The 21,868-nt window shown below is 64.2% G+C and carries 19 protein-coding genes; 12 read left to right on the top strand and 7 right to left on the bottom strand.

Translation table 11 applies throughout. The features are described from left to right. Positions 1-18: 18 nt before the first annotated feature. Positions 19-468 (bottom strand): CBS domain-containing protein, encoded by a 450-nt coding sequence (locus tag HBF24_RS10455; protein WP_167172612.1) that lies wholly within the window; start codon positions 466-468, stop codon positions 19-21. 387 nt (positions 469-855) lie between these two features. Between HBF24_RS10455 and HBF24_RS10450 the strand changes: the two genes are divergently transcribed. Then, positions 856-1,914 (top strand): hypothetical protein, encoded by a 1,059-nt coding sequence (locus tag HBF24_RS10450; RefSeq protein WP_167172610.1) that lies wholly within the window; start codon positions 856-858, stop codon positions 1,912-1,914. On the opposite strand, the gene prs is transcribed toward HBF24_RS10450, so the two are convergent. Together prs and HBF24_RS10440 are read right to left on the bottom strand one after the other, a co-directional pair. Next, positions 1,892-2,872, bottom strand: a complete 981-nt coding sequence (gene prs, locus HBF24_RS10445) for a ribose-phosphate diphosphokinase (protein ID WP_167172608.1) — start codon at positions 2,870-2,872, stop codon at positions 1,892-1,894. The two genes, HBF24_RS10450 and prs, sit on opposite strands and share 23 nt — an antisense overlap. Before the next feature lie 179 nt (positions 2,873-3,051). Continuing rightward, a complete protein-coding gene (locus HBF24_RS10440) occupies positions 3,052-3,753 on the bottom strand; it encodes a phosphoribosyltransferase family protein (RefSeq protein WP_343162747.1) in 702 nt (233 codons plus the stop codon). A 239-nt stretch (positions 3,754-3,992) separates the two neighbouring features. Here HBF24_RS10440 and HBF24_RS10435 point away from each other — a divergent pair, with 239 nt between their 5' ends. The 7 genes from HBF24_RS10435 to HBF24_RS10405 all read left to right on the top strand — a co-directional run bounded on the left by HBF24_RS10435 (position 3,993) and on the right by HBF24_RS10405 (position 11,209). Continuing rightward, the gene (locus HBF24_RS10435; RefSeq protein WP_167172606.1) at positions 3,993-4,289 is read left to right on the top strand and encodes a DUF883 family protein; all 297 of its coding nucleotides are present in this window, start codon (positions 3,993-3,995) and stop codon (positions 4,287-4,289) included. A gap of 198 nt (positions 4,290-4,487) precedes the next feature. Then, positions 4,488-7,010, top strand: a complete 2,523-nt coding sequence (glgP, locus tag HBF24_RS10430) for an alpha-glucan family phosphorylase (protein ID WP_167172604.1) — start codon at positions 4,488-4,490, stop codon at positions 7,008-7,010. A 133-nt stretch (positions 7,011-7,143) separates the two neighbouring features. Next, positions 7,144-8,307 carry an efflux RND transporter periplasmic adaptor subunit gene (locus tag HBF24_RS10425; protein WP_167172602.1) on the top strand — a complete coding sequence of 388 codons (1,164 nt, stop codon included), beginning with the start codon at positions 7,144-7,146 and terminating at the stop codon, positions 8,305-8,307. Further along, on the top strand, positions 8,307-9,029 hold the full coding sequence (locus HBF24_RS10420) for an ABC transporter ATP-binding protein (RefSeq protein WP_167172600.1): 723 nt from the start codon (positions 8,307-8,309) through the stop codon (positions 9,027-9,029). Before HBF24_RS10425 ends, HBF24_RS10420 begins: the two co-directional genes overlap by 1 nt. Further along, positions 9,026-10,246, top strand: coding sequence for an ABC transporter permease (locus HBF24_RS10415; protein ID WP_167172598.1), 1,221 nt, complete (start codon positions 9,026-9,028; stop codon positions 10,244-10,246). The genes HBF24_RS10420 and HBF24_RS10415 overlap by 4 nt, the downstream gene beginning before the upstream one ends. 191 nt (positions 10,247-10,437) lie before the next feature. Continuing rightward, positions 10,438-10,848 carry an SPW repeat protein gene (locus HBF24_RS10410; RefSeq protein ID WP_167172596.1) on the top strand — a complete coding sequence of 137 codons (411 nt, stop codon included), beginning with the start codon at positions 10,438-10,440 and terminating at the stop codon, positions 10,846-10,848. Between the two features lie 61 nt (positions 10,849-10,909). Further along, positions 10,910-11,209, top strand: coding sequence for a hypothetical protein (locus tag HBF24_RS10405; protein WP_167172594.1), 300 nt, complete (start codon positions 10,910-10,912; stop codon positions 11,207-11,209). Between the two features lie 127 nt (positions 11,210-11,336). On the opposite strand, the gene mgtA is transcribed toward HBF24_RS10405, so the two are convergent. Continuing rightward, positions 11,337-13,886 carry a magnesium-translocating P-type ATPase gene (gene mgtA, locus HBF24_RS10400; protein ID WP_167172592.1) on the bottom strand — a complete coding sequence of 850 codons (2,550 nt, stop codon included), beginning with the start codon at positions 13,884-13,886 and terminating at the stop codon, positions 11,337-11,339. Positions 13,887-14,212: 326 nt separating this feature from the next. Here mgtA and HBF24_RS10395 point away from each other — a divergent pair, with 326 nt between their 5' ends. Continuing rightward, the gene (locus HBF24_RS10395; protein WP_167172591.1) at positions 14,213-15,127 is read left to right on the top strand and encodes a CHAD domain-containing protein; all 915 of its coding nucleotides are present in this window, start codon (positions 14,213-14,215) and stop codon (positions 15,125-15,127) included. Positions 15,128-15,260: 133 nt separating this feature from the next. Here the strand turns inward: HBF24_RS10395 and HBF24_RS10390 are convergent, their stop codons facing one another. From HBF24_RS10390 to HBF24_RS10380, 3 genes are all read right to left on the bottom strand, one after another. Further along, positions 15,261-17,891 (bottom strand): TonB-dependent receptor, encoded by a 2,631-nt coding sequence (locus HBF24_RS10390; RefSeq protein ID WP_167172589.1) that lies wholly within the window; start codon positions 17,889-17,891, stop codon positions 15,261-15,263. Positions 17,892-17,894: 3 nt separating this feature from the next. Then, entirely contained in the window at positions 17,895-18,092 is a 198-nt protein-coding gene (locus HBF24_RS10385; RefSeq protein WP_167172587.1) for a hypothetical protein, read from the bottom strand. Positions 18,093-18,571: 479 nt separating this feature from the next. Next, positions 18,572-19,273, bottom strand: a complete 702-nt coding sequence (locus HBF24_RS10380; RefSeq protein ID WP_240922440.1) for a class I SAM-dependent methyltransferase — start codon at positions 19,271-19,273, stop codon at positions 18,572-18,574. Between the two features lie 23 nt (positions 19,274-19,296). Between HBF24_RS10380 and HBF24_RS10375 the strand changes: the two genes are divergently transcribed. The 3 genes from HBF24_RS10375 to HBF24_RS10365 all read left to right on the top strand — a co-directional run bounded on the left by HBF24_RS10375 (position 19,297) and on the right by HBF24_RS10365 (position 21,738). Then, entirely contained in the window at positions 19,297-19,749 is a 453-nt protein-coding gene (locus tag HBF24_RS10375) for an Rrf2 family transcriptional regulator (protein WP_167172585.1), read from the top strand. Next, positions 19,739-20,626 (top strand): NAD(P)/FAD-dependent oxidoreductase, encoded by an 888-nt coding sequence (locus HBF24_RS10370; RefSeq protein ID WP_167172583.1) that lies wholly within the window; start codon positions 19,739-19,741, stop codon positions 20,624-20,626. The genes HBF24_RS10375 and HBF24_RS10370 overlap by 11 nt, the downstream gene beginning before the upstream one ends. A gap of 215 nt (positions 20,627-20,841) precedes the next feature. Then, positions 20,842-21,738, top strand: a complete 897-nt coding sequence (locus HBF24_RS10365) for an oxidoreductase (protein WP_206064278.1) — start codon at positions 20,842-20,844, stop codon at positions 21,736-21,738. Positions 21,739-21,868: the final 130 nt, after the last annotated feature.

Raw genomic sequence — 21,868 nt, 5'->3', positions numbered from 1 at the left:
TCGTTTACTCCCGCCCATTCAGGTGCGCATTTCCATCTCCAGCATCTGCTCGCGCGACAGTGCATGGGCCAGCTTCTGCATGTAGGTGCCCAGCGTGCCCAGAATGTCGTCGGCAGACACCATCCCGCACAAGCCACCTTGCCGGTTGACCACCGGCAGGCGCCGCACCCCGTTGACCTGCATCAGCTGCACGGCGTCGAAAATGTCCTGGCTTTCGGTGCAGGTGATCAGCTTGGTACTCATCACGTCGCCAACGACCAGGGCATTGATGTCCACATCCGGAGCCACCACCGTGACCACGATGTCGCGGTCGGTGACCATGCCGATGGGGACACGTTCACCGTTGGGCTGTTCGATCACCACCAGGGTGCCGACGTGACGCTTGCGCATGAGCACGGCCGCGGCACGTACGGAAAGGTCGGCGTCCACATGCACCACGCTGCGGGTACAGATATCGGCGATACGCATCTTGATGCCCTCCAGCCGTCACTTGGGTCGACGCTGTCGAGCATGGCCGCGTCTTGCCCCGCGTGATGTTGATCGGTATCAAGATTGGATGACGACATGCGGCCACTGGGCATGATGCGTCGACGTTGCGGCGCGGCAGTATCACCCCTGCGTCCTGTGCTCGTTCGGCCACACCCGGTCTCTTTCATCGTGTGCGGGCAAGGGTCCCACAAGGGCCCGTCCCGACCGCGATGATTTGAGCCAGATCAACGCCGGGATTCCCAGGCGGCGAAAAATTGCAGATGCCACAGGGTCGCGCCGAGAATCACCATGCACAGCAACGGGAGCCGTCGTGTCCAGTCCGGTCATCACCGGGCCGGATTGCCTGCCGCCGCACGGCACACGGGCATGTTTGTGCCTTCGCTGGCCGAGAAGGTCGAATTTCTGCAGCATCCCGGCAGCTATGCAGAACCGACCCGGGAAGTGACCGCCATCGAGACGCACATGTCCTGGGTGTTCCTGACCGACCACTACGCCTACAAGTTGAAAAAGCCCTACAGTCGCGACCTGATCGACTACAGCACCGTCCATGCGCGCAAGCTGAGCAGTCAACGCGAAGTGCGCCTCAACCAGCGTCTGGCCGAGGGCGTCTACCTGGACGTGGTGGCGCTCAAATGCGATCGCGAGCATCGCCTCAGCCTTGGGGGGAGGGGGCGCATCGTCGACTGGCTGGTGCGCATGCGCCGGCTGCCGCTGGCGCAAACGCTGGAATATCGTCTGCGCGTGGGCCGGGCCACGCGCCAGGATGCCTGTCAGTTGGTCGAGCGCTGGTGGTCGCTGTACGCCGACGCCGCCCATCCGCATATCAGCGCCGTGGAATGGAGGCGCCGCCTGCTCGATGACATCACCCTGAGCGAGCACGAACTGCTACGCCCGGAGTTCGCTCTGCCCGAGCACGAGGTGCGCCGATTGGTGTCGGCCCTGTGTGACTTCCTGGCCCAGTCAGGCCCCCTGCTCGACAGCCGTGCCGATAGCCACCATCTGGCCGAAGGCCACGGGGATCTGCGGCCCGAGCATGTCTATTTCACACAGCCGCTGGCAATCATCGACTGCATCGAATTCGACCTGCGGCTGCGCCAGCGCGATCCGGTCGACGAGCTGGCGTTTCTGGCGTTGGAGTGCGAGCGCCTGGAGCACCCGGAATGGCGCGAGTGGCTGCTGGAGCATTATCGCCGGCTCAGTGGCGACCGGCCCGACGTCGCGCTGGTGGCGTTCTATCAGGCGCTGCATGCGTTGCGCCGCGCCCGACTGGCGATTTTGCACATCGAGGATCCGGAGACGGGTGCCGCCTGGCACTGGGCTGATTCGGCGCGTGATTACCTGCGGCGTGGCTGGGAGCACATGGCCGTCGGCGATGATGGTGAGGGTGCGGCACCCGCCCAGCTCATGCCTCGTCGACGTCGCTGAAGTCGCGCTCCTGGTGCAGGCGCCGGATGGCATCGGCCCACAAGGCGGTGGTGTCGACCACATCGACACGCTCGGCCAGCGAGGTGGTCGACAGCGGGCAGGGCGATACCGAATCGGTGACCACGATTCGTTCCAGCGCCGGTTTATCCAGTATCACCGCCGCGTCCTCGGCGAACAGGCCATGCGTGGCCACGGCCAGTACGCGCCGGGCGCCAGCGGCCTGCGCGGCCTGCGCCGTATGCCGCACGGTGGTGCCGCGGCTGATCATGTCATCGACGATGATCGCCGCGCGGCCGCGTACGTCGGCGAAAAGCGTCTCGCCGGTGACCTGATCCCGGCTGCGGTGTTTTTCCATCAACCCCAGCGGCACCGGACGTGGCCAGCGGGCCGCCAGGGCGGCGCGAAAGGCCTCGGCGCGTTTCATGCCGCCGGCATCGGGTGACAGCACCACGATATCCTCGTCGTGCTTCAGGCGCGCAAGCAACGCTGGCAGCAGCACGGCGGCAGCCCCGAGGTTGTAGGCGGGGTGGCGAAAGGCGTTTTCGTAAGCGGCTGGATTGTGCACGTCCAGCACCAGCATGCGGTCGATGCCGACCGCTTCGCACAGCATGGCGACATAGCGGGTGTTGATGGGGTCATAGGGCTTGGTACGGCGGTCTTTTCGGGCATAGGCCAGGTACGGCGCCACCAGTGTCACGCGCGCCGCGCCGTGATCGCGCAGCGTGGCGCAGAAGAACCACGTGCGGCACAGTTTGTCGTTGACGCTCAGGCCATCGCCATGCAGCGAGTGCAGCACATACACGTCATCGCCACGCACCGGGTCAAGTGGCCGCATCTTGTGCTCGCCACCTTCGAAAGGACGCGTTTCCAGATGTCCCGGCATCACGTCCAGATGGTCGGCGATCCGCGCGGCCTGTGCCTGCTGCGCCCCCAGTCCGAAAATATGCGGGCCGTGCATCTAGCTGCGCCCCCCGCCGGTCCGGCCCTTCCTGTGTGCCGGACCGGCATCCCATGCCACGGCCAATGATCGGCGTGCCAGCGGCGAATAGGGACCAGCGTGACCGGTAGCCACCTTGCGCGTCGGCCCGAACCGGCGCATCGCCTGTGCGCCCGGCGGGTGGTGGTGGGTCCATTCGGTCATGACTCGCACGATTGATCCCCGTACAGCGCGTTCTGCACTTCCTGGTCGCCGACCTGCGGAAAGTCCAGGTAGTACTGGGCCACGCCACCGAACGCCGACGGCGTGGCCAGGCACACCGCCTCGTCGCATAGCGGCGACACCGCCGCCAAGGCTCCGGCCGATGCCACCGGCACCGCGCAGACCAGGCGCGCCGGATGCTGGCGTCGCGCCGCATGCAGCGCGGCGATCATGGTGGCGCCGGTGGCCAGGCCGTCATCGACTACGATCACGGTGCAACCGTGCACCGGCTCGGGCGCGCGGGCGCCGCGGTAGCGGTGATTGCGCTCGACCAGCACCTGCATCTGCCGCTGCATTTCCTCGTGCAGATAGTCGGCATCGGCACCGGCCTGCTCGGCGTCGGGCGACACATAGCTCCAGCCCGATTCGTCGATGGCGCCGACCGCGTACTCGGGGTCGCCGGGTGCCCCCAGCTTGCGCACCAGCACCACATCCAGTCGCGCCCCCAAATGGTCGGCGACGATGCGGCCCACCGGCACGCCGCCGCGGGGAATGGCCAACACCAGCGTGTTTTCGCCAGCATATTTTTCCAGTGCTGCGGCAAGAAATCGCGCCGCATGCGTACGATTGACGAAGGGCAGCGCCCAGACTCTGGATTTTTCCGGCGATGGCCGATGCCGGCCGTAGGGTGATCGGTTCACGGTCAGTCCCGGGGTATGCAAGCCACGCCTCAGCATGCTCGGCCTGGCGCGAAGAATCCTGATGCAGGTCAAGGTTGCCGGCCGGCGGCGGGCCGATGCGATCCACGCAAGCGTGCCGCGAAGAAGGGGAGGGCGGTCGGCATCAAGCCTTGATGTCGATCAAGGCATGCCACGCGGCGCGAGCTAACGTCGCTCCTGCCCGCTCACCGAGGACGGGCCTCAACCGTCAGGAGAAGGTCATGAGCCGAGTCGACAGCGAACTTCTGAAAGACGACCTGCGCATCATTGCAGGCGATGTGGAGCACCTGATGCAGGATGTGGCCACCGGCGCCGGTGAGCGCGGTGAGGAATTCCGTCAGCGCCTGCACACCGTGCGCGAGCGCCTCAATCGCCTGGAACAGAAGGCCGCCGGTCGTGCTCGCGAGGCCAACACGCGCTTCCAGCATTACGTACACGAGCAGCCCTGGGTGATGATCGGAACGGCGGCCACGGCGGCATTCCTGTTCGGCCTGATCACCGCGCGCTCTCATCACTGATCGCTTTGGCGCGGACGCTGATGCATCGGTCATGGCGTGTCGTTTCGGCCAAGTTGCGGCGCGCCTACTGGATCGCCGCAAACCGGTCGGGGTGGTCGATGCCGTGTACCACCGATGCTGGTACGCCGCCCATGCCCTGCGCCAGTATTGGTCGGCCGGCACCGACCGGTGCCACGGCGCGATGCCTGAGGCCCCTCCATGTATGCCTTTGTTCCGCGAGCCCTGCCTGAGCGACTGAGCGCGCTCACCGGCTTGGCGCTGGATTTGCGCTGGACCTGGAATCACGCCCTGGATGCGCTGTGGAAACGCATCGATCCCGAGCTCTGGGCGCGCACCGAAAACCCCTGGGTGATCCTGCAGAACGTGCCGCAGGAACGTCTTGATGCGCTGTGCCTGGATGATGGCTTTGCCAGCGAACTGGAGCGGGCGCTGGACGACGCCCGACGCTATCATCAGGAGCCGGGCTGGCATGCGCAGTCATCGCAGGCGCCATTGCCCGGTACGGTGGCGTTCTTCAGCATGGAGTTCGGACTCAGCGAGTCGTTTCCGCTGTATGCCGGCGGCCTGGGCGTACTGGCAGGCGACTACCTGAAAACCGCCAGCGATCTGGGCGTGCCGATGGTGGGCGTCGGCCTGCTGTATCAGGAAGGCTATTTCCGCCAGGTCATCGATGCCGATGGGCACCAGCGCGAGGCCTACCCTTACAACGACCCCACCAGTCTGCCGATCCAGCCGGTGATCGGCGAAGATGGCGCCTGGCTTGAGATCAAGGTGGTCTTGCCTGGACGGCCGCTCTACCTGCGCGTGTGGCAAGCCATTGTCGGCCGCGTTCGGCTGTTCTTGCTGGACAGCAACGATGTGCGCAACGGTGCCAGTGATCGCGGCATTACCGCCAAGCTGTACGACGGCAACCAGGAGATGCGCCTGTTGCAGGCGGTGGTGCTGGGCATTGGCGGCTGGGTGACGCTGCGCGAGCTCCATATTCCGGTGAACGTGTGTCACCTCAACGAGGGCCATGCCGCGCTGCTGGTGCTGGAGCGTGCGCGCCAGTTCATGCGTGATCACGGCGTCTCGTTCTGGGAAGCCTGGTGGACGACACGCGCCGGCAACGTGTTCACCACCCATACGCCGGTGCCGGCCGGCATGGAAGCGTTTGCGCCCGCGCTGATCAGCAAATACGCCAGCGATTACCTGACCGAATTCGATATCCCGCCTCGTGATCTGCTCGGGCTGGGCCGTCGCGATCGACTCGATGACAGCGAGCCGTTCAGCACCACGTATCTGGCCCTGCGCGGCTGCGCGCAATGTAATGGTGTAAGCCGGCTGCATGGCGAGGTAAGCCGGCATCTGTTTGCCGACCTTTACCCACGCTGGCCGCTACAGGAAGTACCGATCCGGCATGTGACCAACGGCGTGCACGTGCCGTCCTGGGATTCGGTGTGGTCCGACCGGGTGTGGACGCATGCCTGCGGCAAGCAGCGCTGGCTGGGCCCGATATCCACCCTCGAGAGCGATTTCGCCGCCACCGACGACGAAACACTTTGGCAGCTGGCCTGCGATCAGCGCCGGGATCTGGTGATGCGTGCGCGCGAAAGGTTGGCCTGGCAGCTTGGTCAACGCGGCGAATCGGCGTCGCGCGTGGCTGCTTGCGCGCAGGTGCTCGATCCGAACATCCTCACCCTGGGCCTGGCGCGCCGCTTTGCCGAATACAAACGACCCAACCTGATGCTGCACGACGCCGAGCGTCTGCTGCGATTGATTACCGATGCCACCCGGCCGGTGCAGCTGATCGTCGCCGGCAAGGCGCATCCAGATGATGAAAAGGGCAAGCAGCTGGTGCACGCCTGGCTGAGTTTCGCGCACCGCGCGCAGGTGCATGCACGCGTGGTGTTTCTGGAGGACTACGACATGGCCCTGGCGCAGCAGATGGTGCAGGGCGTCGATCTCTGGATCAACACTCCGCGACGGCCCTGGGAGGCCTGCGGTACCAGCGGCATGAAGGTGCTGGTCAACGGCGGACTGAACGTGTCGGAGCTGGATGGATGGTGGGCCGAGGCCTATCGGCCCGAACTGGGCTGGGCCATCGGTGACGATAGCGACACCGATTATGCCGATGACGCCGAGCATGACGCGCATGATGCCGAGCGGCTCTACCGCCTGCTGGAGCAGGACATCGTGCCGGCCTTTTATGATCGCGATGCCAAGGGCCTGCCGCGGCGCTGGATAGCGCTGATGCGCGCCAGCATGGCGCGACTGGCGCCAGCCTATTCCAGCAATCGCATGCTGCTCGAATATGTCGAGCACTTCTACAGACCGGCGGCGCAGGCGCTGCAGCAGCGGGTGGACGGTGGCGTAGAGCTGGGCCGGCGGCTGTGCGCCTGGCATACGACCTTGGCCGCGCAGTGGCATGAGCTGCATTTTGGCGCGCTCGATGTCATCCGCGAGCAGGATGACTGGCTTGTCAGCGTGCCGGTCTATCTGGGCGAGATCGAACCGGGCCACGTGCGTGTCGAGCTGTGCGCGCAGGCCCAGGGCGACCTTCCCGCCGAGTGCGTGACCATGACTCCGGGCCGCGCCATGCCGGGTGCGGTGGAGGGGCACGTTTATTCGGCGCGGGTACCGGCCACCCGTCCGGCCGAGCACTTCACCGCCCGGGTGCGGGCGTGGCATCCGGATGCATTCCTCCCGGCCGAGTCAGCCCTGATCGCCTGGCCGGCGTGACGGTGCGATGCCATGGTGCGCGTGGGCAGACGGGAGCGATGAGGCCCTGCTTGATGCAGATCAAGGGCGGCGCCAGGGCATGTCCATAGCGTGATGACCCTGGGCTGCCCATGCAGACCGATATCGTGCCGACATGCCAGAACATCCGCCCACGCGCTCCCACCGCTGGCGCCTCGTCGCGCTGGCCTTGCTCGTACTGGTGCTGGCCGCACTCGTCGTGGCGTGGCTTGGCATCGGCTCGCGTCGCGGGCCGGCCTACATCACGCAGCCGGCAAGGGTCACCGACATCACCCAGACCATTTCCGCCAATGGCACGCTGAACCCGGTCACGCTGGTCAGTGTCGGCACGCAGGTGTCGGGCACGGTGCAGACACTGCATGCCGACTTCAACGACCAAGTGCGCGAGGGGCAGGTACTGCTGGAGCTTGATCCGCGTCTGCTGGGCGCGGCGGTGCGTCAGAACCAGGCCAGCCTGGCCGTGGCGAAAGCGGCGCTGAAACTGGCGCAGTCCACGCGCGATCGCGGGCAGCCGCTGTTTCGCCAAGGCTACATTTCCCACCAGGACTACGACCAGCTGGTGGAGGCGGTGGACGCGGCCCACGCGCAGGTGGCGCTGGCGCAGGCCGCGCTTGACCAGAGCCGCACCAATCTTCGCTACGCCACCATCCGTTCGCCGATCTCCGGCGTGGTAATCAACCGCGCCGTGGATGTGGGGCAGACGGTGGCGGCGAGCTTCCAGACGCCCACGCTGTTCCAGATCGCCAAGGATCTGACCGACATGCAGATCGACTCCAGCTTCGCCGAAGCCGATATCGGGCAGATACACGCCGGCCAACCGGTAACCTTTACCGTCGATGCCTTCCCCGATCGCCAGTATCAGGCCTCGGTTCGGCAGGTGCGGCTGAACCCGACCACCGAGCAGAACGTGGTCACCTATGACGTGGTGGTGGGGGTGCGCAATACCGATGGCACCCTGATGCCGGGCATGACCGCCTACGTCAACGTGATCGTGGCGCAACGGCATCAGGTACTGGCGGTGCCCTCGGCGGCGTTGCGCTTTCATCCGCGCGCGGCGTCATCACCGGCAACCACGCCCTCGGCACCCGGCACAAGCGTCGTCTACGTGCAAACAGCGCAAGGTTTGCAGGCACGACGCGTGACCCCCGGGGTCAGCGACGGCAAGTTTGTCCAGATCAAGGCCGGGGATATACGTGCCGGTGAGCCCGTGGTGGTGGGCGAGGTGATACGCGGGCAGGAGACCTCCACGTCTGGCGGTATTCGCCTGAGGGCCTTCTGATGCCGACCTCGTCGCTGATCGTGCTGGACGCGGTGTGCAAGCGTTACGAGACCGCAGCCGGGCCAGTGTCGGTACTTCGCGATATCGATCTTGCCGTGGGCACGGGTGAATCAGTGGCCATCATGGGGCCATCAGGTTCAGGCAAATCCACGTTGATGAATATTCTTGGCTGCCTGGATGTGGCCAGCAGTGGGCGCTACCTCCTGGACGGACAGGATGTGGCCGGGCTCGATCACGATCAGCGCGCCCACTTGCGCAACCGTGTGATTGGCTTCGTGTTCCAGGGCTTCAATCTGCTGCCACGCATCAGCCTGCTGGACAACGTGGCGCTGCCATTGCTGTACGCCAGTGTGCCCGAGCGTGAGCGCCGACGCCGTGCGCAGGAGTCGCTGCAACGGGTTGGACTGGGCGGTTTCGAAGCCTATCTTCCGTCACGTGTGTCCGGCGGCCAGCAGCAGCGCGTGGCCATTGCCCGGGCCCTGGTCAGCGGGCCACGGCTGATCCTGGCCGACGAGCCGACCGGCAACCTGGATACGCAGACCAGCCACGAGATCATGACGCTGTTCATGGGCCTCAACGCGGCCGATGGCATCACACTGGTACTGGTCACGCACGAGCAGGACATCGCCGATTTCACGCACCGCCATGTGCTGCTGGTGGATGGACGCATCGCCGCGGACCATCTGTTGGGCGAGGCGACCGCCGCTCGGGTGTCGCCATGATCACGCCGTTGCTGGGCGAGGCGTGGGATTCCATGCATGCCAATCGCATGCGCAGCGTGCTGACCATGCTGGGCATGGTCATAGGCGTGGCCGCCGTTATCCTGATGGTGGCCATCGGACAGGGGGCGCAGCAGTCGGTCAATGCTTCCATCCAGTCGATGGGCAGCAACCTGTTTATCGTGCTGTCCGGGTCAGCCACCACCGGCGGCCTGCGCATGGGTATGGGCGCCGCGCCGACACTGACCACTGGTGATGCCGAGGCCATCGCCACGCTGCCGGCAGTGGCTGCGGTGGCGCCGTTGCAACCGGGTACGGCACAGGTGGTCTACGGCGCCAGCAACTGGAGCACGATGATTGCCGGCACTACCCCCGACGCCCTGGTGGTGCGCGATTGGCCAGTGGCCCGGGGCGCCGCTTTCAGCGCGTCCGACGTGCGTGCCGCGGCCAAGGTTGCGTTGCTGGGAACGACGGTGGTCGCCAACCTGTTCGGTGATCAGGATCCGGTCGGCAAGACCATTCGCATCAAGCAAAGCCCGTTCGTGGTGGTCGGCGTGCTGGCCAGCAAAGGGCAAAGTCTCAACGGCCAGGACCAGGACGACACCATCCTGATTCCAGTCACCACCGCGCAGCGCAAGCTGTTCGGCTCGCAATTTCCCGGCACGGTGCGTCTGATCATGGTGCAGGCGCGCTCGGCCGCGCTGATGCCACAGGCGCAAAGCGAGATGACCGCACTGTTGCGTCAGCGTCATCATCTGCCCAGCCGCGCCGACAACGATTTCGATATCCGAAATCTGACGGCCATGGCCAGCGCGGCGGCGCAAACCACGCGCGTGATGTCATTCATGCTGGGCGCCATCGCGTCGGTGTCCCTGCTGGTCGGCGGCATCGGCATCATGAACATCATGCTGGTGTCGGTCACCGAGCGCACTCGCGAGATAGGCATTCGCATGGCCATTGGCGCACGACGCCGCGACATCCTGCGGCAGTTTCTGCTGGAGGCGGTGCTGCTGTCCCTGATCGGGTGTTTCGTGGGCGCCCTGTGCGGCATTGGCGGCGCGGTGGCTGTTCACTACCTGGCCCGCAGTGTGGTGGTCATCACCCTGAGCTCAGTGCTGCTGGCCTTTGGCCTGGCTTCGACGGTGGGCATGTTCTTCGGGTACTACCCCGCGCGCCGGGCGGCGACCATGCAGCCGGTTGAGGCATTGCGCCACGAGTAAGCTGTCTCGGCGTGGATAAATGGATGGCTGTTTGAGTGCCGCCATAAACAGCGTTGCGATGAGCCCGAAATGCCCGGGAAAGTGCCTTTCGCCACCCATGCAAAACATTGATGTAGAACAAAATTGCCACCACCAGGGCAATGCTTTCATGACATCGTCGTAGGGAGCCACATAGGCAATGGGAGGGTGTCATGGAAAAGCGTTGGCAGGATGGTGTCAATTTCGTTTTGGGGCTGTGGCTGGTGGCTACGCCCTGGATCTTTCAGCAACTGATTAACGCGCTACCGGCCGACATCGCAGGCGTCACCGCCTGGAACATGTGGGTGGTAGGTATCGCACTCATCATTACCTGTTCGATGAGCCTGAGCGCCTATTTCGCCACACTGCAGTGGTTGAACATTCTGTTCGGTGCATGGCTGGTGGCGTCGCCCTGGGTGTTGGGATTCAGCGCGCTGACCGAATTTGCGTGGAACGCGGTCATTGCCGGGGGACTGGTGGTGCTCTTCGCCGGGTGGGCACTTATCCAGGCAGGCTCTGCCGAAAGGCATGGCGAGCTAAAGCCGCAACGTCCCAGGCCGGGGTCAACCACTCAGGCCCGCTAGGGCACTCGGAAAGTAAATCCAGGTACCGAGAACTTGCAGGTATTTCAGCGGAGACGAAACCATGAGACGCAGCTATCTTCCCTTGATCATCGCCATGGGTGCCGCCTATGTCTTTGTATCCGGTCCGCTGGCGACGGCTCAGTCGGCACAGAAGAAAACCTGTGCGCAGCAGATTGCCGATGTCCAATCCAGTGTATCGGCCATCAAGGATGCCAAGTTGAAGACGCAGGCGGAAAAGGCCATCGCGCAAGCCCGTGCCAGTGCAGACAAGAAGCATGAGCGGCGTTGCCTCTGGCATCTGAACGCGGCCAGAAAAGACATTCGCAGGGATACGGCGAAGCAGGAAAAGATGAAAAAGTAGGTCCCGAAATGATGGAGCCTCACAGTCATTCATAGTGAATGGCCCACACTTTGTCAGCTTCATCCAGAGCCGCCTGGTGGCAAACCGGCGGCTCAATTATTGGCCAGTATGCCGCCGGATCGTTTTGTCAGTCGCCGATGATATGGCCGGCTAGATGTCTATAGAAAATCCGCTTGGTGGCTTCCGAGGTGACGACGTAAAGCGCGGTGATCGCCACGATGGCCATCAATACTTCGCGTGGTAACGGCACGAAGCCGAACAGGCCCGCGCCGGGCAAGAAAGGCAGCACCAGCGTCACCACCATCACGCCGACCGTGCTCCACAGCAGGAAAGTACCGGGACGACTGCGATAGAACGGTTGTGCGGTGCGTATTACCAGCAGGATGCATAATTCGGTCAACAGTGACTCGGTAAACCAGCCGGTGCGGAATATTCGCGTTTCGCCGGCCGCCAGGGTCATCAGCGCGGCGAAGGTCAGCAAGTCGAACACACTGCTGACCAATCCGAAGGTCACCATGAAACGCCGGATCAGACGGATGTCCCAGCGGTGTGGCCGCCGTTCCCATTCGGTATCCACCCGATCACCGGCGATGCCCATTGCGGGAATATCCGACAGCAGGTTGTTGAGCAGTATCTGTGAGGCCAGCAGCGGCAGAAACGGCAGGTACATCGAGGCCAGTGCCATGCTTATCATGTTGCCGAACGTCGCGCTGGTGTTGATCAGGATGTACTTGATGGTGTTGGCGAAGGTGTGCCGACCCTCGTCAATGCCGCGGCGGATCACTTCCAGCCCGTGGCGAAGCAGCACCAGGTCGGCGGCGTCCTTGGCCACATCAACGGCAGTGTCCACCGATATGCCGACATCGGCCGCCTTCAGCGCGGGAGCATCATTGATGCCGTCGCCAAGATAGCCCACCACATGTCCGGCCTTTTGCAGGGCATTGATGATGCGTTCTTTCTGGTTGGGCTCGATCTCGGCAAACAGCGTGGTGGTCTGCACCCGGTGCCACAGCGCCTCGTCGGAAAGTTGGCGCAACACGCCGCCGGTCAGCATGCCGCGAACCTGCATGCCAATGTTCTGGGCCACGTGCGAGGCGACAAAGCGGTTGTCGCCAGTGATGATCTTCACCGCCACGCCCAGCTGATCCAGCCCACCGAGTGTGGCCGCCACCTGCGGCTCGGGCGGGTCGAAAAACAGCAGAAAGCCGGCCAGCGTCATGGCCTGCTCGTCGTCGCGGGTATAGCGGGGTTTGCCGGCCAGGGTCCGTTTGGCCAGTGCCAGCACGCGAAAGCCCTGGGCGCTCCAGTCGACAAAGCGCTGCATCAACGTCGCCCGAAGCGCATCATCCAGTCGCTGTATGTCAGCAGCCATCTGCACGTGCGAGCACACGGCCAGCACGTTTTCCACCGCGCCCTTGGTGATCATGCACGCGGTATCGGCCGTCTGGCCCGGGACAAGAACACTCAGCCGCCGCCGCTGGAAGTCGTAGGGGATTTCGTCGATTTTTCGCGTGCTGTCAGCGCGCGCCTTGCCCTCGTCGGGCAGGTTTGTCAGCGCATCATCCAGGGCATTGCGAATGCCCGTCTGCAGCCGTGCGTTCAGCACGGCAAGTTGCCGCACCCTCTGGTCGGGCACGCCTTGCGGGTCTACCGCCGAGTTCAATTGGATGACGCCGCGGGTGAGTGTGCCGGTCTTGTCGGTGCACAGCACATCCATGCTGCCCAGGTTCTCGATGGCGCTCAGGCGTTTGACGATGACGCCTTCGCGCGCCATGGCTCGCGCCCCGTGTGACAGCGTCACGGTAAGAATCACCGGCAGCAGTTCCGGCGACATGCCCACCGCCAGCGCCGCGGCAAACAGCAGCGTATCCAGGGCCGGGCGGTGCAGGGCGATGTTGGTGCTCAGCACCACGACCACCACGAACAGCATGAGGCGTATCAGGAACGCGCCGAAGCGACGCAGCCCACGCTCGAACTCTGTTTCCGGCACATGTTGCTGCAGGCGACTGGCAATCGCGCCGAACACGCTGGACGCTCCGGTCTGCACGGCTACCACTCGCGCCCAGCCGCTGCGCACGGAGGTCCCCATGAAGACACAGTTGTCCCGCATGGCCAGACCCGCGTCGGCCGTGCATCGGCCGGGGCGCTTCTCCACCGGTAGCGATTCGCCAGTCAAAACGGCCTGATTGACGAAGCAGTCGCGCGCCTCCAGCACGCGCGCATCGGCCGGTACCAGTGCGCCGGCAGACAGCTCGATAATGTCGCCCGGAACCACTTGCTCGGCCGCAACCGCCACCTGTACGCCGTCGCGTATCACCTGCACCGTGACCGAGACACGGCGACGCAATGCCTCCACCGCCATCGACGCCCGGTATTCCTGGAAAAAGCTCAGTACGGCAGTCAACAGGATGATCGCCAGTACGATCCAGGCACCCACCCAGTCGCGCACCAGCAGCGAGACCACGGCGGCGACAATCAGGATCAGCACCAGTGGACTGGTGAACCGGCTGACCAACAGGCGCAACCAGGGCAGGGTGGCAGCCCCGGCGAGGGTGTTGGGCCCCACACGCCTCAGCCGCTCGGCGACTTCCCCACTCGACAATCCCTCCATGCGCGAGTCCAGCGAGGCAAGCACGTCGCTGGCCGAGCGCGCCCAATAGCGATTATCCCCACGCATGTGCCCGCTCCCGACGTCAGGTGATACCTCTCGACCACGCCATTGGCGGTTGTGGTGTCGCCGGCGATGGCTGCTGGCAACATGCAGCCTTGGCGACGGGGATTGCTTGATGCCGATCAAGGCGACGCGGGAACCTGGCGCGATAAATGTCGGGTGCTGCGAAGGCTGGAAACAGGCGGCACCGCCTGAGTACAGCGTTAGGGGTCCGGCAGCCCGGTCGAAGGGTGTCGGCAAGCCGCACCGAACCGTGCATGCACGCCAAACGCGCCCCTATTGTCTGACTGGGCCATCCGTAGTGAGTTGAGTTCATCCATCGGGAGGATGTCATGGCCTACCGCCTCAAGCGCAACGATGCATCGATGACGGCGGCGCTACGGCGAGTCGCGCGGCAACAGGTGGCACGTGCCATAGAGGGCATCGACAGGCAGGCGACCGATGCCGCCGAGGCGGTGCATGACCTTCGCAGACGCTGCAAGAAGGTGCGTGGATTGCTGCGTCTGGTGCGCCCCGCGTTCGCCGGCTATCAGAGGGAAAATGCAGCGTTTCGCGACATCGCGCGCCATTTGTCTCCCTGGCGCGATGCCACGGTGCTGATTGCAGCCTACGACGCCGTTACCGCTCGCTTCGAGGCGCAGATCGATCGGCGTGCGTTGGCAAGCATCCGCCGCCAGCTCACGCTCGACCGGCAGTCGTTGCAGGCCCGCTGCACCCTGCAGGACGCGCTGGCGCGATGTCGCGCCGAACTGCAGCAGGCGCAGCGGCGCATCGACCACTGGCAACTGGCCGATGATGGGTTCGATGCCCTGGCTGATGGCCTTGGCAAGACCTATGCGCGCGGCCGACAGGCGATGCGCCGCGCATGCCAGCAGGTCTCGGCCGGCGACATGCACGAGTGGCGCAAGCGCTGCAAATATCACTGGTGTCATGCCCGCCTGCTGCAGCCCGTGTGGCCCGGCCCGATGAAAGCCTATGCCTGCGCGGCGCGTGCCTTAAGCGAGGAGCTTGGCGATTATCACGATCTGGCCGTGTTCCTGGACGTGCTGACCCACGCCCCGGAGCACTACGGCGACATTCGCAGCGTGGAGGTGATGATCGGGCTGATCCGGCAGAACCAGGCACACCTTACCGCTTCGGCCATCCGTCAAGGACAGCGGCTGTTTGCCGACAAGCCGGGCGCGTTGGTCGACCGCTGGGGACGACGCTACGAGGCCTGGGGCGGCGGGAAAGTCCCAGGCCCGTAAGTCGTGGCGAGCCTAGCCCGCTTGGCGATGCCCATTCATCCCCAAGCGCGGGCGCGACATGTGCACCAGCGCCCAATCGATTGGCATCAGCCGCCATCGAATGCCGTCGCGGTCACCCAGGTTCCACCTGTCACTACTGGAATTTGACCCGTACCCCCAGTGTGTAGAACCGACCAATGGCGCCGGGCTGGTTCCAGGTCGGGTTGTAGTTGCTGGCGGTGGCGTAGTCGATCGTATCCAGCGGAGCCTTGCGGTCGAAGAGATTCAGCACCGAGGCGGTCAGCTCAATGTGTTCGGTGAGCCGGTAGCTGCCGGTCAGGTCGAAATCGGTAAACGAGGCGAGACGGCAGTTGGAGGGAATGTTCTGACCCTGATTGCCGGTGGAGTAGCACACATTGGCCGGCAGGTAGTCCGGAATCGAGTTGTACAGCCCGCTGGTGTAATACAGCGTGCCGGTGATGGTGGCCGGGCCAAACTTCACGCGATTGCTCCACGAAGCCCTGTAGCGCGGTGTACCTGCCCCGGACGACAGCGCATAGGGACCATGCGTGCCGACGAAGCGCTGCACCGTGCCATCGGCCAGTGTTTCGGTCCAGGACAGGATCTTCGTGGCGCTTATCTCACTGGTCAGCTTCACGTCCTCGGCCAGCGCAAACGTGCCCTGCACATCGACATCGATGCCCTTGGTCCGCAGCGAGTTCTGGTTGATGTACGGCGCCTCCACGATCAGCGGTCGTGCCGGGGCGTTGGGGTAGGCCGGGTCCGGGCTGTCCAGCACGATGGTGTATCCGGCCGGAATCGGCTGCCCGGCGTAGTAGGCCGCCAGCGCGGTGTCCGGACTTTGCTGGGCGATGACACCGGTCTTTTTGATGTCGTAGTAATCGACCGAGGCGCTGATCGAATCGGTCGGCTGCACCAGCACGCCCAGCGTATAGCTGCGCGATTTCTCCGGCTTGATATTGGGATTGGCGGTGGTGAACTCGGCCAGACCGTAAGGCTTGACGTAACCGTTGGTGGGGCCGCCATGCTGGGCGACGAAGGATGCCGGTGGCGTGTAGGTGACGAACCCTTCCGCCGAACTGGACCCGTTCTCCGAGAAGCTGGGCGCCCGGAAGCCCTTGGAGTAAGTGCCGCGGATGGCCACCTTGTCGATCGGCTGCCACTTGAAGCCCACCTTGGGGGAAAAGTTGTTGCCGAAATCGGAGTAGTGGTCATATCGGCCGGAAAGATCGACCTCAAGCGTGGAAAGTACCGGGGCATCCAGCTCGGCGTAGAGACTGCTCACGTTCCGCCGGCCGATGGTCTTGGCGTTGCCCAGTCCCTGAGCAGCGGAGCCGGGATTGAGCGACGGATCGCGCTGTGCTTCATAACGCCATTGCGCACCCAGGGCCAGGCCAAGTTCGCCGCCGGGCAGGTCCATCAACTCGCGCGTGCCCTGCACATCCAGCGAGTCCAGGTCGGTGGTCGAGCGCTTGTCCAGCACCGGTGCCAGTGTCTGCAGCAAGGCGCCGGAATTCTTCGAGGGGTCAATGAAATTGTAGGTGCCCTGATTGACTGCCTTGATCAACTGGTCGTAGTTGAGAAAGCCGTAATTGCGAACATCCAGCCACGTGTGATTGAGCACCACGTGACCTTGCAGGTGCCAGTCATCCCATTGCGAAGTCACGCCGCTGGTGATGCGCAGATTGTGGTTGGCCGTCTGCGCGCCGCCGGCGATGTCACCAAAGGCATAGTTGATCAGCGCGTACTGTCCCTGCGCGGCGAACGGATTGTTGGGGTTGAGCGAGCCGTCGGCCAGGGTGGGTGGCAGGGCGATGCTGTTGGTGTTGACCGGCGTATTGGCCTGAATCTGGGGCGGCGGCGCCGTGGAGGTCACCTTGTCCTCGTAGTACAGCGCATCGACATAAATCTGCGAGCTATCGCCCAGCTTCTGCGTGAAGCGGCCATAGATGCCGGCGCGATGGCTCTTGGGCTGGATCTGCCCCCAAAGCGCGGCGGGGTCCTGCTCGCAGTAGCTTCCCGCCGCCGTGGTCACAGGCTTGCTGTTCTTGCCGCAAGGACGCAGCGGTTGATAGAGCGCACCTTCGATCGCCTGGCCGGACAGCAGGTCGCCTGGGGTCGCCAGCGTGGCTGGCGTGACCGTGCCGAAGGTCGATCCGGAGCGGTTCGAGGGATCGCCGATGTCCAGGTTGTTGCCACCTATGCGTGTCAGATCCGAGGTGTTGTAGGGAAAGCCTCGTTGCGATGACCTGATGGCATTGTCACCTTCGAATTCCGCGCTGAAATAGATATTGTGGCCATCCTTGTCCAGATCGCCCGTGCCACCCATCACGGTGGCGCGACGACGCAGGCCGCCACCATGCTGCGCCGTGCCGATTTCAGCGTTGGCCTGTGCGCCCTGGTAGGACCGGCGCAGGATGATGTTGACCACACCGGCGATGGCGTCCGCGCCATACAGTGAGGATGCGCCGTCCTTGAGCACCTCGATACGCTCAATGGCCGTGACCGGTATGGAATTGAGGTCGACAAATGAGCGCTCGCCGTCATCGGCCAGCGCATAATTGGCCACGCGCTGGCCATCGATCAGCACCAGGGTCGAGTTGACCGTCAGGCCGCGCAGCGCGACACCAGCGGCGCCGCCGGCAAAGCCGGCGGTGAACGAGGTCGGGATCGAGCCACTATTGTCCGCGGAAATGGCGCGTACCACGTCCGAGACCGTGGTCAGGCCACTGTCCTGAATTTTCTCGGCGCTGATCACCGTCACGGGTTAGGGCGTCTCGACATCGATGCGCGGTATCGCCGATCCGGTCACGGTGATCGTTTGCAGTTGCTGCGGCTCGTTGCCCTGTTGTGACTGCGACGACTGCGAAGATGGATTGGACTGGGTGGTCACCTGGGCCCGCGTATTGGCGCCGGCCGATGCCAACGCCAGCCCGATCAAAGCGGAGAGAAGTGTGCGTTTCATATGCCGCCTCCGTTAAGCAGCGCCATATCGTGTGAACCAAGCGTTCAACTTCGCCCTCTCTGGCGGTGAAGCCTGAGTGGGCCGGCTCGTTCTTCGCGCACCTTGATGGCGCGCATTGACTAGAGCGGGCTCGCTCCTTCGCGCCATCGCCTGGGCTGGCCTTTTGTTGCCGTTTATCTTCTAAAACCGCTTCCTGTCACGAGCCGTCGACCATCATTTTGTTCGCACCTTGGTCTTGCATGGTGTGATGCAGGGGCAGGGTGCAGCCATCGATCAATGATGCTTTCCGCGCCCTTCGCGTGTCGCCCATGCAGACACCATCGATGTCCGTAATGACCCGTCAGGAAGCAAATTGCGGAAAAATCACATCACCGGCTCCGAGCAAAAATATTGATCGGGATCAACAAATATTGCCCTGTCACATGGCGGCGCGAGCTGCCGCGCACCTCTGGCGTGGCGGACCTGGCCTCGAGAGAACATCAGGAATGCGCGTAGGCCACCCAGCCTTTGAACGTCAGGCCCGCATAAAACAGGCTTGGGCTATTGAACCCCGCCTGCTTCAGCAAGCGCACTTCGGCCTCTGGGGACAACAGCGGCAGGCGCTTGGCCATTGCCTCGATCGATTGGGTGGCGTTTCCCACTGGCACCCCATTGGACGTGATGTAGCGGCTGTACCGGCGTAACCAGAGCCTTTTTTCCGAGGGGGACTCCGGGACGCTGTGATGGGCGACCACCAGTGGCGCGCCGGGTCTGAGGCGCCGCCTCAGTTCCCGCAGCGTATGAAGGCGCTCGTCGCAGGAAAGAAAATGCAGCGTCAGCAGGCAGGCGGCGCCATCGCATGCATGCTCTGGCGCCGAGTCGATGTAACCCTGCACCAGTTCGACGCGTGATCCCAACGGGCCGAGTGTTCGCGACGCCAGCTCCAGCATGTGGATGGACGGATCAATGCCCAGTAAGCGCCATCCGGGATAAGCCCGGGCAAACGCCCGCAGCTCCATGCCGCCGCCTGCACCCAGCACCAGCACGCGGCCCTCGGGCGGCACATGCTCGTCCAGCAGTTGGCCCGCCATCTGGTGCAGCGCCTGCAGACCGGGCACCTGTCGCGCCAGGTTGTCGGTGTAGCGTGCGACCGCTTCAGGATCATCAAAAGACATCTTCAACCAGCCGATTGACATGATCATCTAAATGTAACATCGTTTGTTACATGAAACGAGACAGCCGACTATCTGCCGTACTTCATGCCCTGCTGCACATGGCCGAGCGTGACGCACCCATGACCTCCGAGACGCTGGCTCTCTGCCTGCACACGCACCCGGTCGCCGTAAGACGCACCATGGGCCTGCTTCGCGAGGCCGGACTGGTCAAAGCCGAGCGCGGTCACGCCGGTGGCTGGCGCATTTCGGCGGATCTGAGCCAGGTCACCCTGCGCCAGCTGCACGAGGCACTGGGTGAGCCGGCACTGTTCGCGGTAGGCCATCGCAGCGAGCACCCGGACTGTCTGGTTGAGCAGGCCATCAATGCGGTGCTGGACAACGCTTTTGCCGAAGCCGAAACGCTTTTGTTGCAGCGCTTCGAGTCCGTCACGCTGGCCGCGCTGGCCGCTGACTTCGCGCGTCGCCACCAGATGCATCGCCAGGAGCTGCAACATGACGTATGACGTGGCTGTGGTGGGTGGCAGCTATGCGGGAATGGCTGCGGCTCTGCAACTGTTGAGGGCGCGCCGTCGCGTGCTGGTGATTGATGCGGGCAGGCGTCGCAATCACCGCGCCAGCCACTCCCATGGATTTCTCGGTCAGGACGGCACCGATCCCGCCGAGCTGGCCCGCACCGCCCGCAAGCAGCTTGCCGCTTATCCCACGCTCACCTGGGTGGACGGCACTGTCGAGCAGGTAGCCGGGAGCCGTGACGCGTTCAACGTGGTCTGTGAAGGCGTCACGCACTCGGCCAGGCGCGTGCTGCTGGCGGTGGGCGTCACCGACCAGTTGCCGACTATTCCGGGCCTGGCCGAGCGCTGGGGCAGAAGTATCTTCCACTGTCCGTACTGCCATGGCTACGAGCTCCATCGCGGACGTATCGGTGTGATCGCTACCGGCCCGATGTCCGTCCACCAGGCGCAGCTGCTTCCCGAATGGGGAGACACGACGTTTTTCCCCAACGGTGCCCTTGAGCTCGATCGGGCCACCAGGGATGACCTGATCCAGCGCGGTGTGTCGATCGAGCCAGGCCTGATCGTACGCATCGACGCCAACGCCCAGGTGATCCTCGCCGATGGCACGAGCATGGACTTTGCCGGTTTATTCACCGCGCCGTACAACGAGCCTGCCTCGCTCCTTGCGGCACAGCTTGGATGCGACATCGCCGAGATGCCGTTGGGTAAGCAGATATGGACCGGTGATACCAAGGAAACCAGCGTGCCGGGAGTTTTCGCTTGCGGCGACGCGGCGCGAGCACCGCATTCGGTGTCACTGGCCGTTGCCGATGGTGCCTGGGCGGGCGCGCAGATTCACCGTTCTCTGGTCTGGCCTGATGCGTAAATGCATGAGGTTGGGACCGATCGACGACCACAGGGCGCAAGGTCGTCGGCAGGGTTCCAAAGGTAACGTTTGCAGGTGTTGCTGAGTAGTGACCCGGAAGACATTCAGGTACGTTTGAGCGTCTTGATGTCAGGGCGGATGGGACCGCCATACATCATGTCAATCTACGGCCACCGTATGAGCGCTACCGTGCCCGCCAAAAGGAGTCCTTCGTCGTGAACGCCAACATGGATACTGACATCGCCGTCGTCGGCCCCGGCGCCATTGGCACCACGGTGGCAGCGGCGCTGCACGAGGCTGGCCGCACACCGCTGCTGTGTGGCCGCACATCTCGAGATCATTTGACGCTGCGCGATGGCGACCGCCTCATCCGCGTGCCGGGACCGGTGCTGACCGATCCCGCACAGATCACTCGCCCAGCCGGTCTCATTTTGTTGGCAGTCAAGGCGACACAAATCGAGGCGGCGGCCGATTGGCTGGCGGTTCTGGTCGGCCCGGAATCCGTCGTGTGTGTGCTGCAGAATGGGGTTGAACAGATGGATAGGGTGATCCCGCACGCGCCACGCGGCCAGGTCATTCCTGCCGTGGTCTGGTTTCCTGCGCAGGCACAGCCCGATGGCCCGGTACGCCTGCGTGGCGAGGTGCGTCTGAGCCTGCCGGACATGCCCGCTTCCCACGTGGTCGAGGCGGCGCTGCAAGGCACGCGATGTGCCGTGGAGGTGACCGAAAATTTTCCTTCCCTGGCTTGGCGCAAGCTGCTGCAGAATGCGGTCGCCGGGCTCATGGCGCTCACGCATCGGCGCGCGGGCATGTTCAGCCGCGCCGACATTGCCGCGCTGGCACTGGCCTATTTGCGCGAATGCCTGGCCGTGGCTCGCGCGGAGGGCGCACAGCTGGGCGACGAGGTACCGCAGGAGATCCTCGACACGTTCCAGGCGGCTCCCGCCGATTTGGGCACTTCCATCCTCGCCGACCGGGAGGCCGGCCGACCCCTGGAATGGGATATTCGCAACGGTGTCGTCTCGCGCCGGGGCCGCGCTCACGGCATGGCGACCCCGATCAGCGATGTTCTGGTGCCGCTACTTGCAGCGGCCAGTGACGGCCCGGGCTGACCGGTAAGCGTGGTGAACGGCCTGGCGCGCGACAAGGCGTTACTACTGGCGGATAACGATCCCGCCCGACGCGCCGAAGTCCTTGCCTCCGGCCACGCCTGACCGGGGTTTCGTCTCGCCCATGGCCTCG

The organism is Oleiagrimonas sp. C23AA (assembly GCF_011759385.1).
Classification (GTDB): Bacteria; Pseudomonadota; Gammaproteobacteria; order Xanthomonadales; family Rhodanobacteraceae; genus Oleiagrimonas.
This window is presented reverse-complemented; position numbering and strand designations above follow the sequence as displayed.

Excerpts from the sequence above, each read along its gene's own strand:
- HBF24_RS10455 (WP_167172612.1), bottom strand. The coding sequence starts at position 468 with ATGCGTATCGCCGATATCTGTACCCGCAGCGTGGTGCATGTGGACGCC.
- HBF24_RS10450 (WP_167172610.1), top strand. The coding sequence starts at position 856 with ATGTTTGTGCCTTCGCTGGCCGAGAAGGTCGAATTTCTGCAGCATCCC.
- prs (WP_167172608.1), bottom strand. The coding sequence starts at position 2,872 with ATGCACGGCCCGCATATTTTCGGACTGGGGGCGCAGCAGGCACAGGCC.
- HBF24_RS10435 (WP_167172606.1), top strand. The coding sequence starts at position 3,993 with ATGAGCCGAGTCGACAGCGAACTTCTGAAAGACGACCTGCGCATCATT.
- glgP (WP_167172604.1), top strand. The coding sequence starts at position 4,488 with ATGTATGCCTTTGTTCCGCGAGCCCTGCCTGAGCGACTGAGCGCGCTC.
- HBF24_RS10425 (WP_167172602.1), top strand. The coding sequence starts at position 7,144 with ATGCCAGAACATCCGCCCACGCGCTCCCACCGCTGGCGCCTCGTCGCG.
- HBF24_RS10420 (WP_167172600.1), top strand. The coding sequence starts at position 8,307 with ATGCCGACCTCGTCGCTGATCGTGCTGGACGCGGTGTGCAAGCGTTAC.
- HBF24_RS10415 (WP_167172598.1), top strand. The coding sequence starts at position 9,026 with ATGATCACGCCGTTGCTGGGCGAGGCGTGGGATTCCATGCATGCCAAT.
- HBF24_RS10410 (WP_167172596.1), top strand. The coding sequence starts at position 10,438 with ATGGAAAAGCGTTGGCAGGATGGTGTCAATTTCGTTTTGGGGCTGTGG.
- HBF24_RS10405 (WP_167172594.1), top strand. The coding sequence starts at position 10,910 with ATGAGACGCAGCTATCTTCCCTTGATCATCGCCATGGGTGCCGCCTAT.
- mgtA (WP_167172592.1), bottom strand. The coding sequence starts at position 13,886 with ATGCGTGGGGATAATCGCTATTGGGCGCGCTCGGCCAGCGACGTGCTT.
- HBF24_RS10395 (WP_167172591.1), top strand. The coding sequence starts at position 14,213 with ATGGCCTACCGCCTCAAGCGCAACGATGCATCGATGACGGCGGCGCTA.
- HBF24_RS10385 (WP_167172587.1), bottom strand. The coding sequence starts at position 18,092 with ATGAAACGCACACTTCTCTCCGCTTTGATCGGGCTGGCGTTGGCATCG.
- HBF24_RS10380 (WP_240922440.1), bottom strand. The coding sequence starts at position 19,273 with ATGATCATGTCAATCGGCTGGTTGAAGATGTCTTTTGATGATCCTGAA.
- HBF24_RS10375 (WP_167172585.1), top strand. The coding sequence starts at position 19,297 with ATGAAACGAGACAGCCGACTATCTGCCGTACTTCATGCCCTGCTGCAC.
- HBF24_RS10370 (WP_167172583.1), top strand. The coding sequence starts at position 19,739 with ATGACGTATGACGTGGCTGTGGTGGGTGGCAGCTATGCGGGAATGGCT.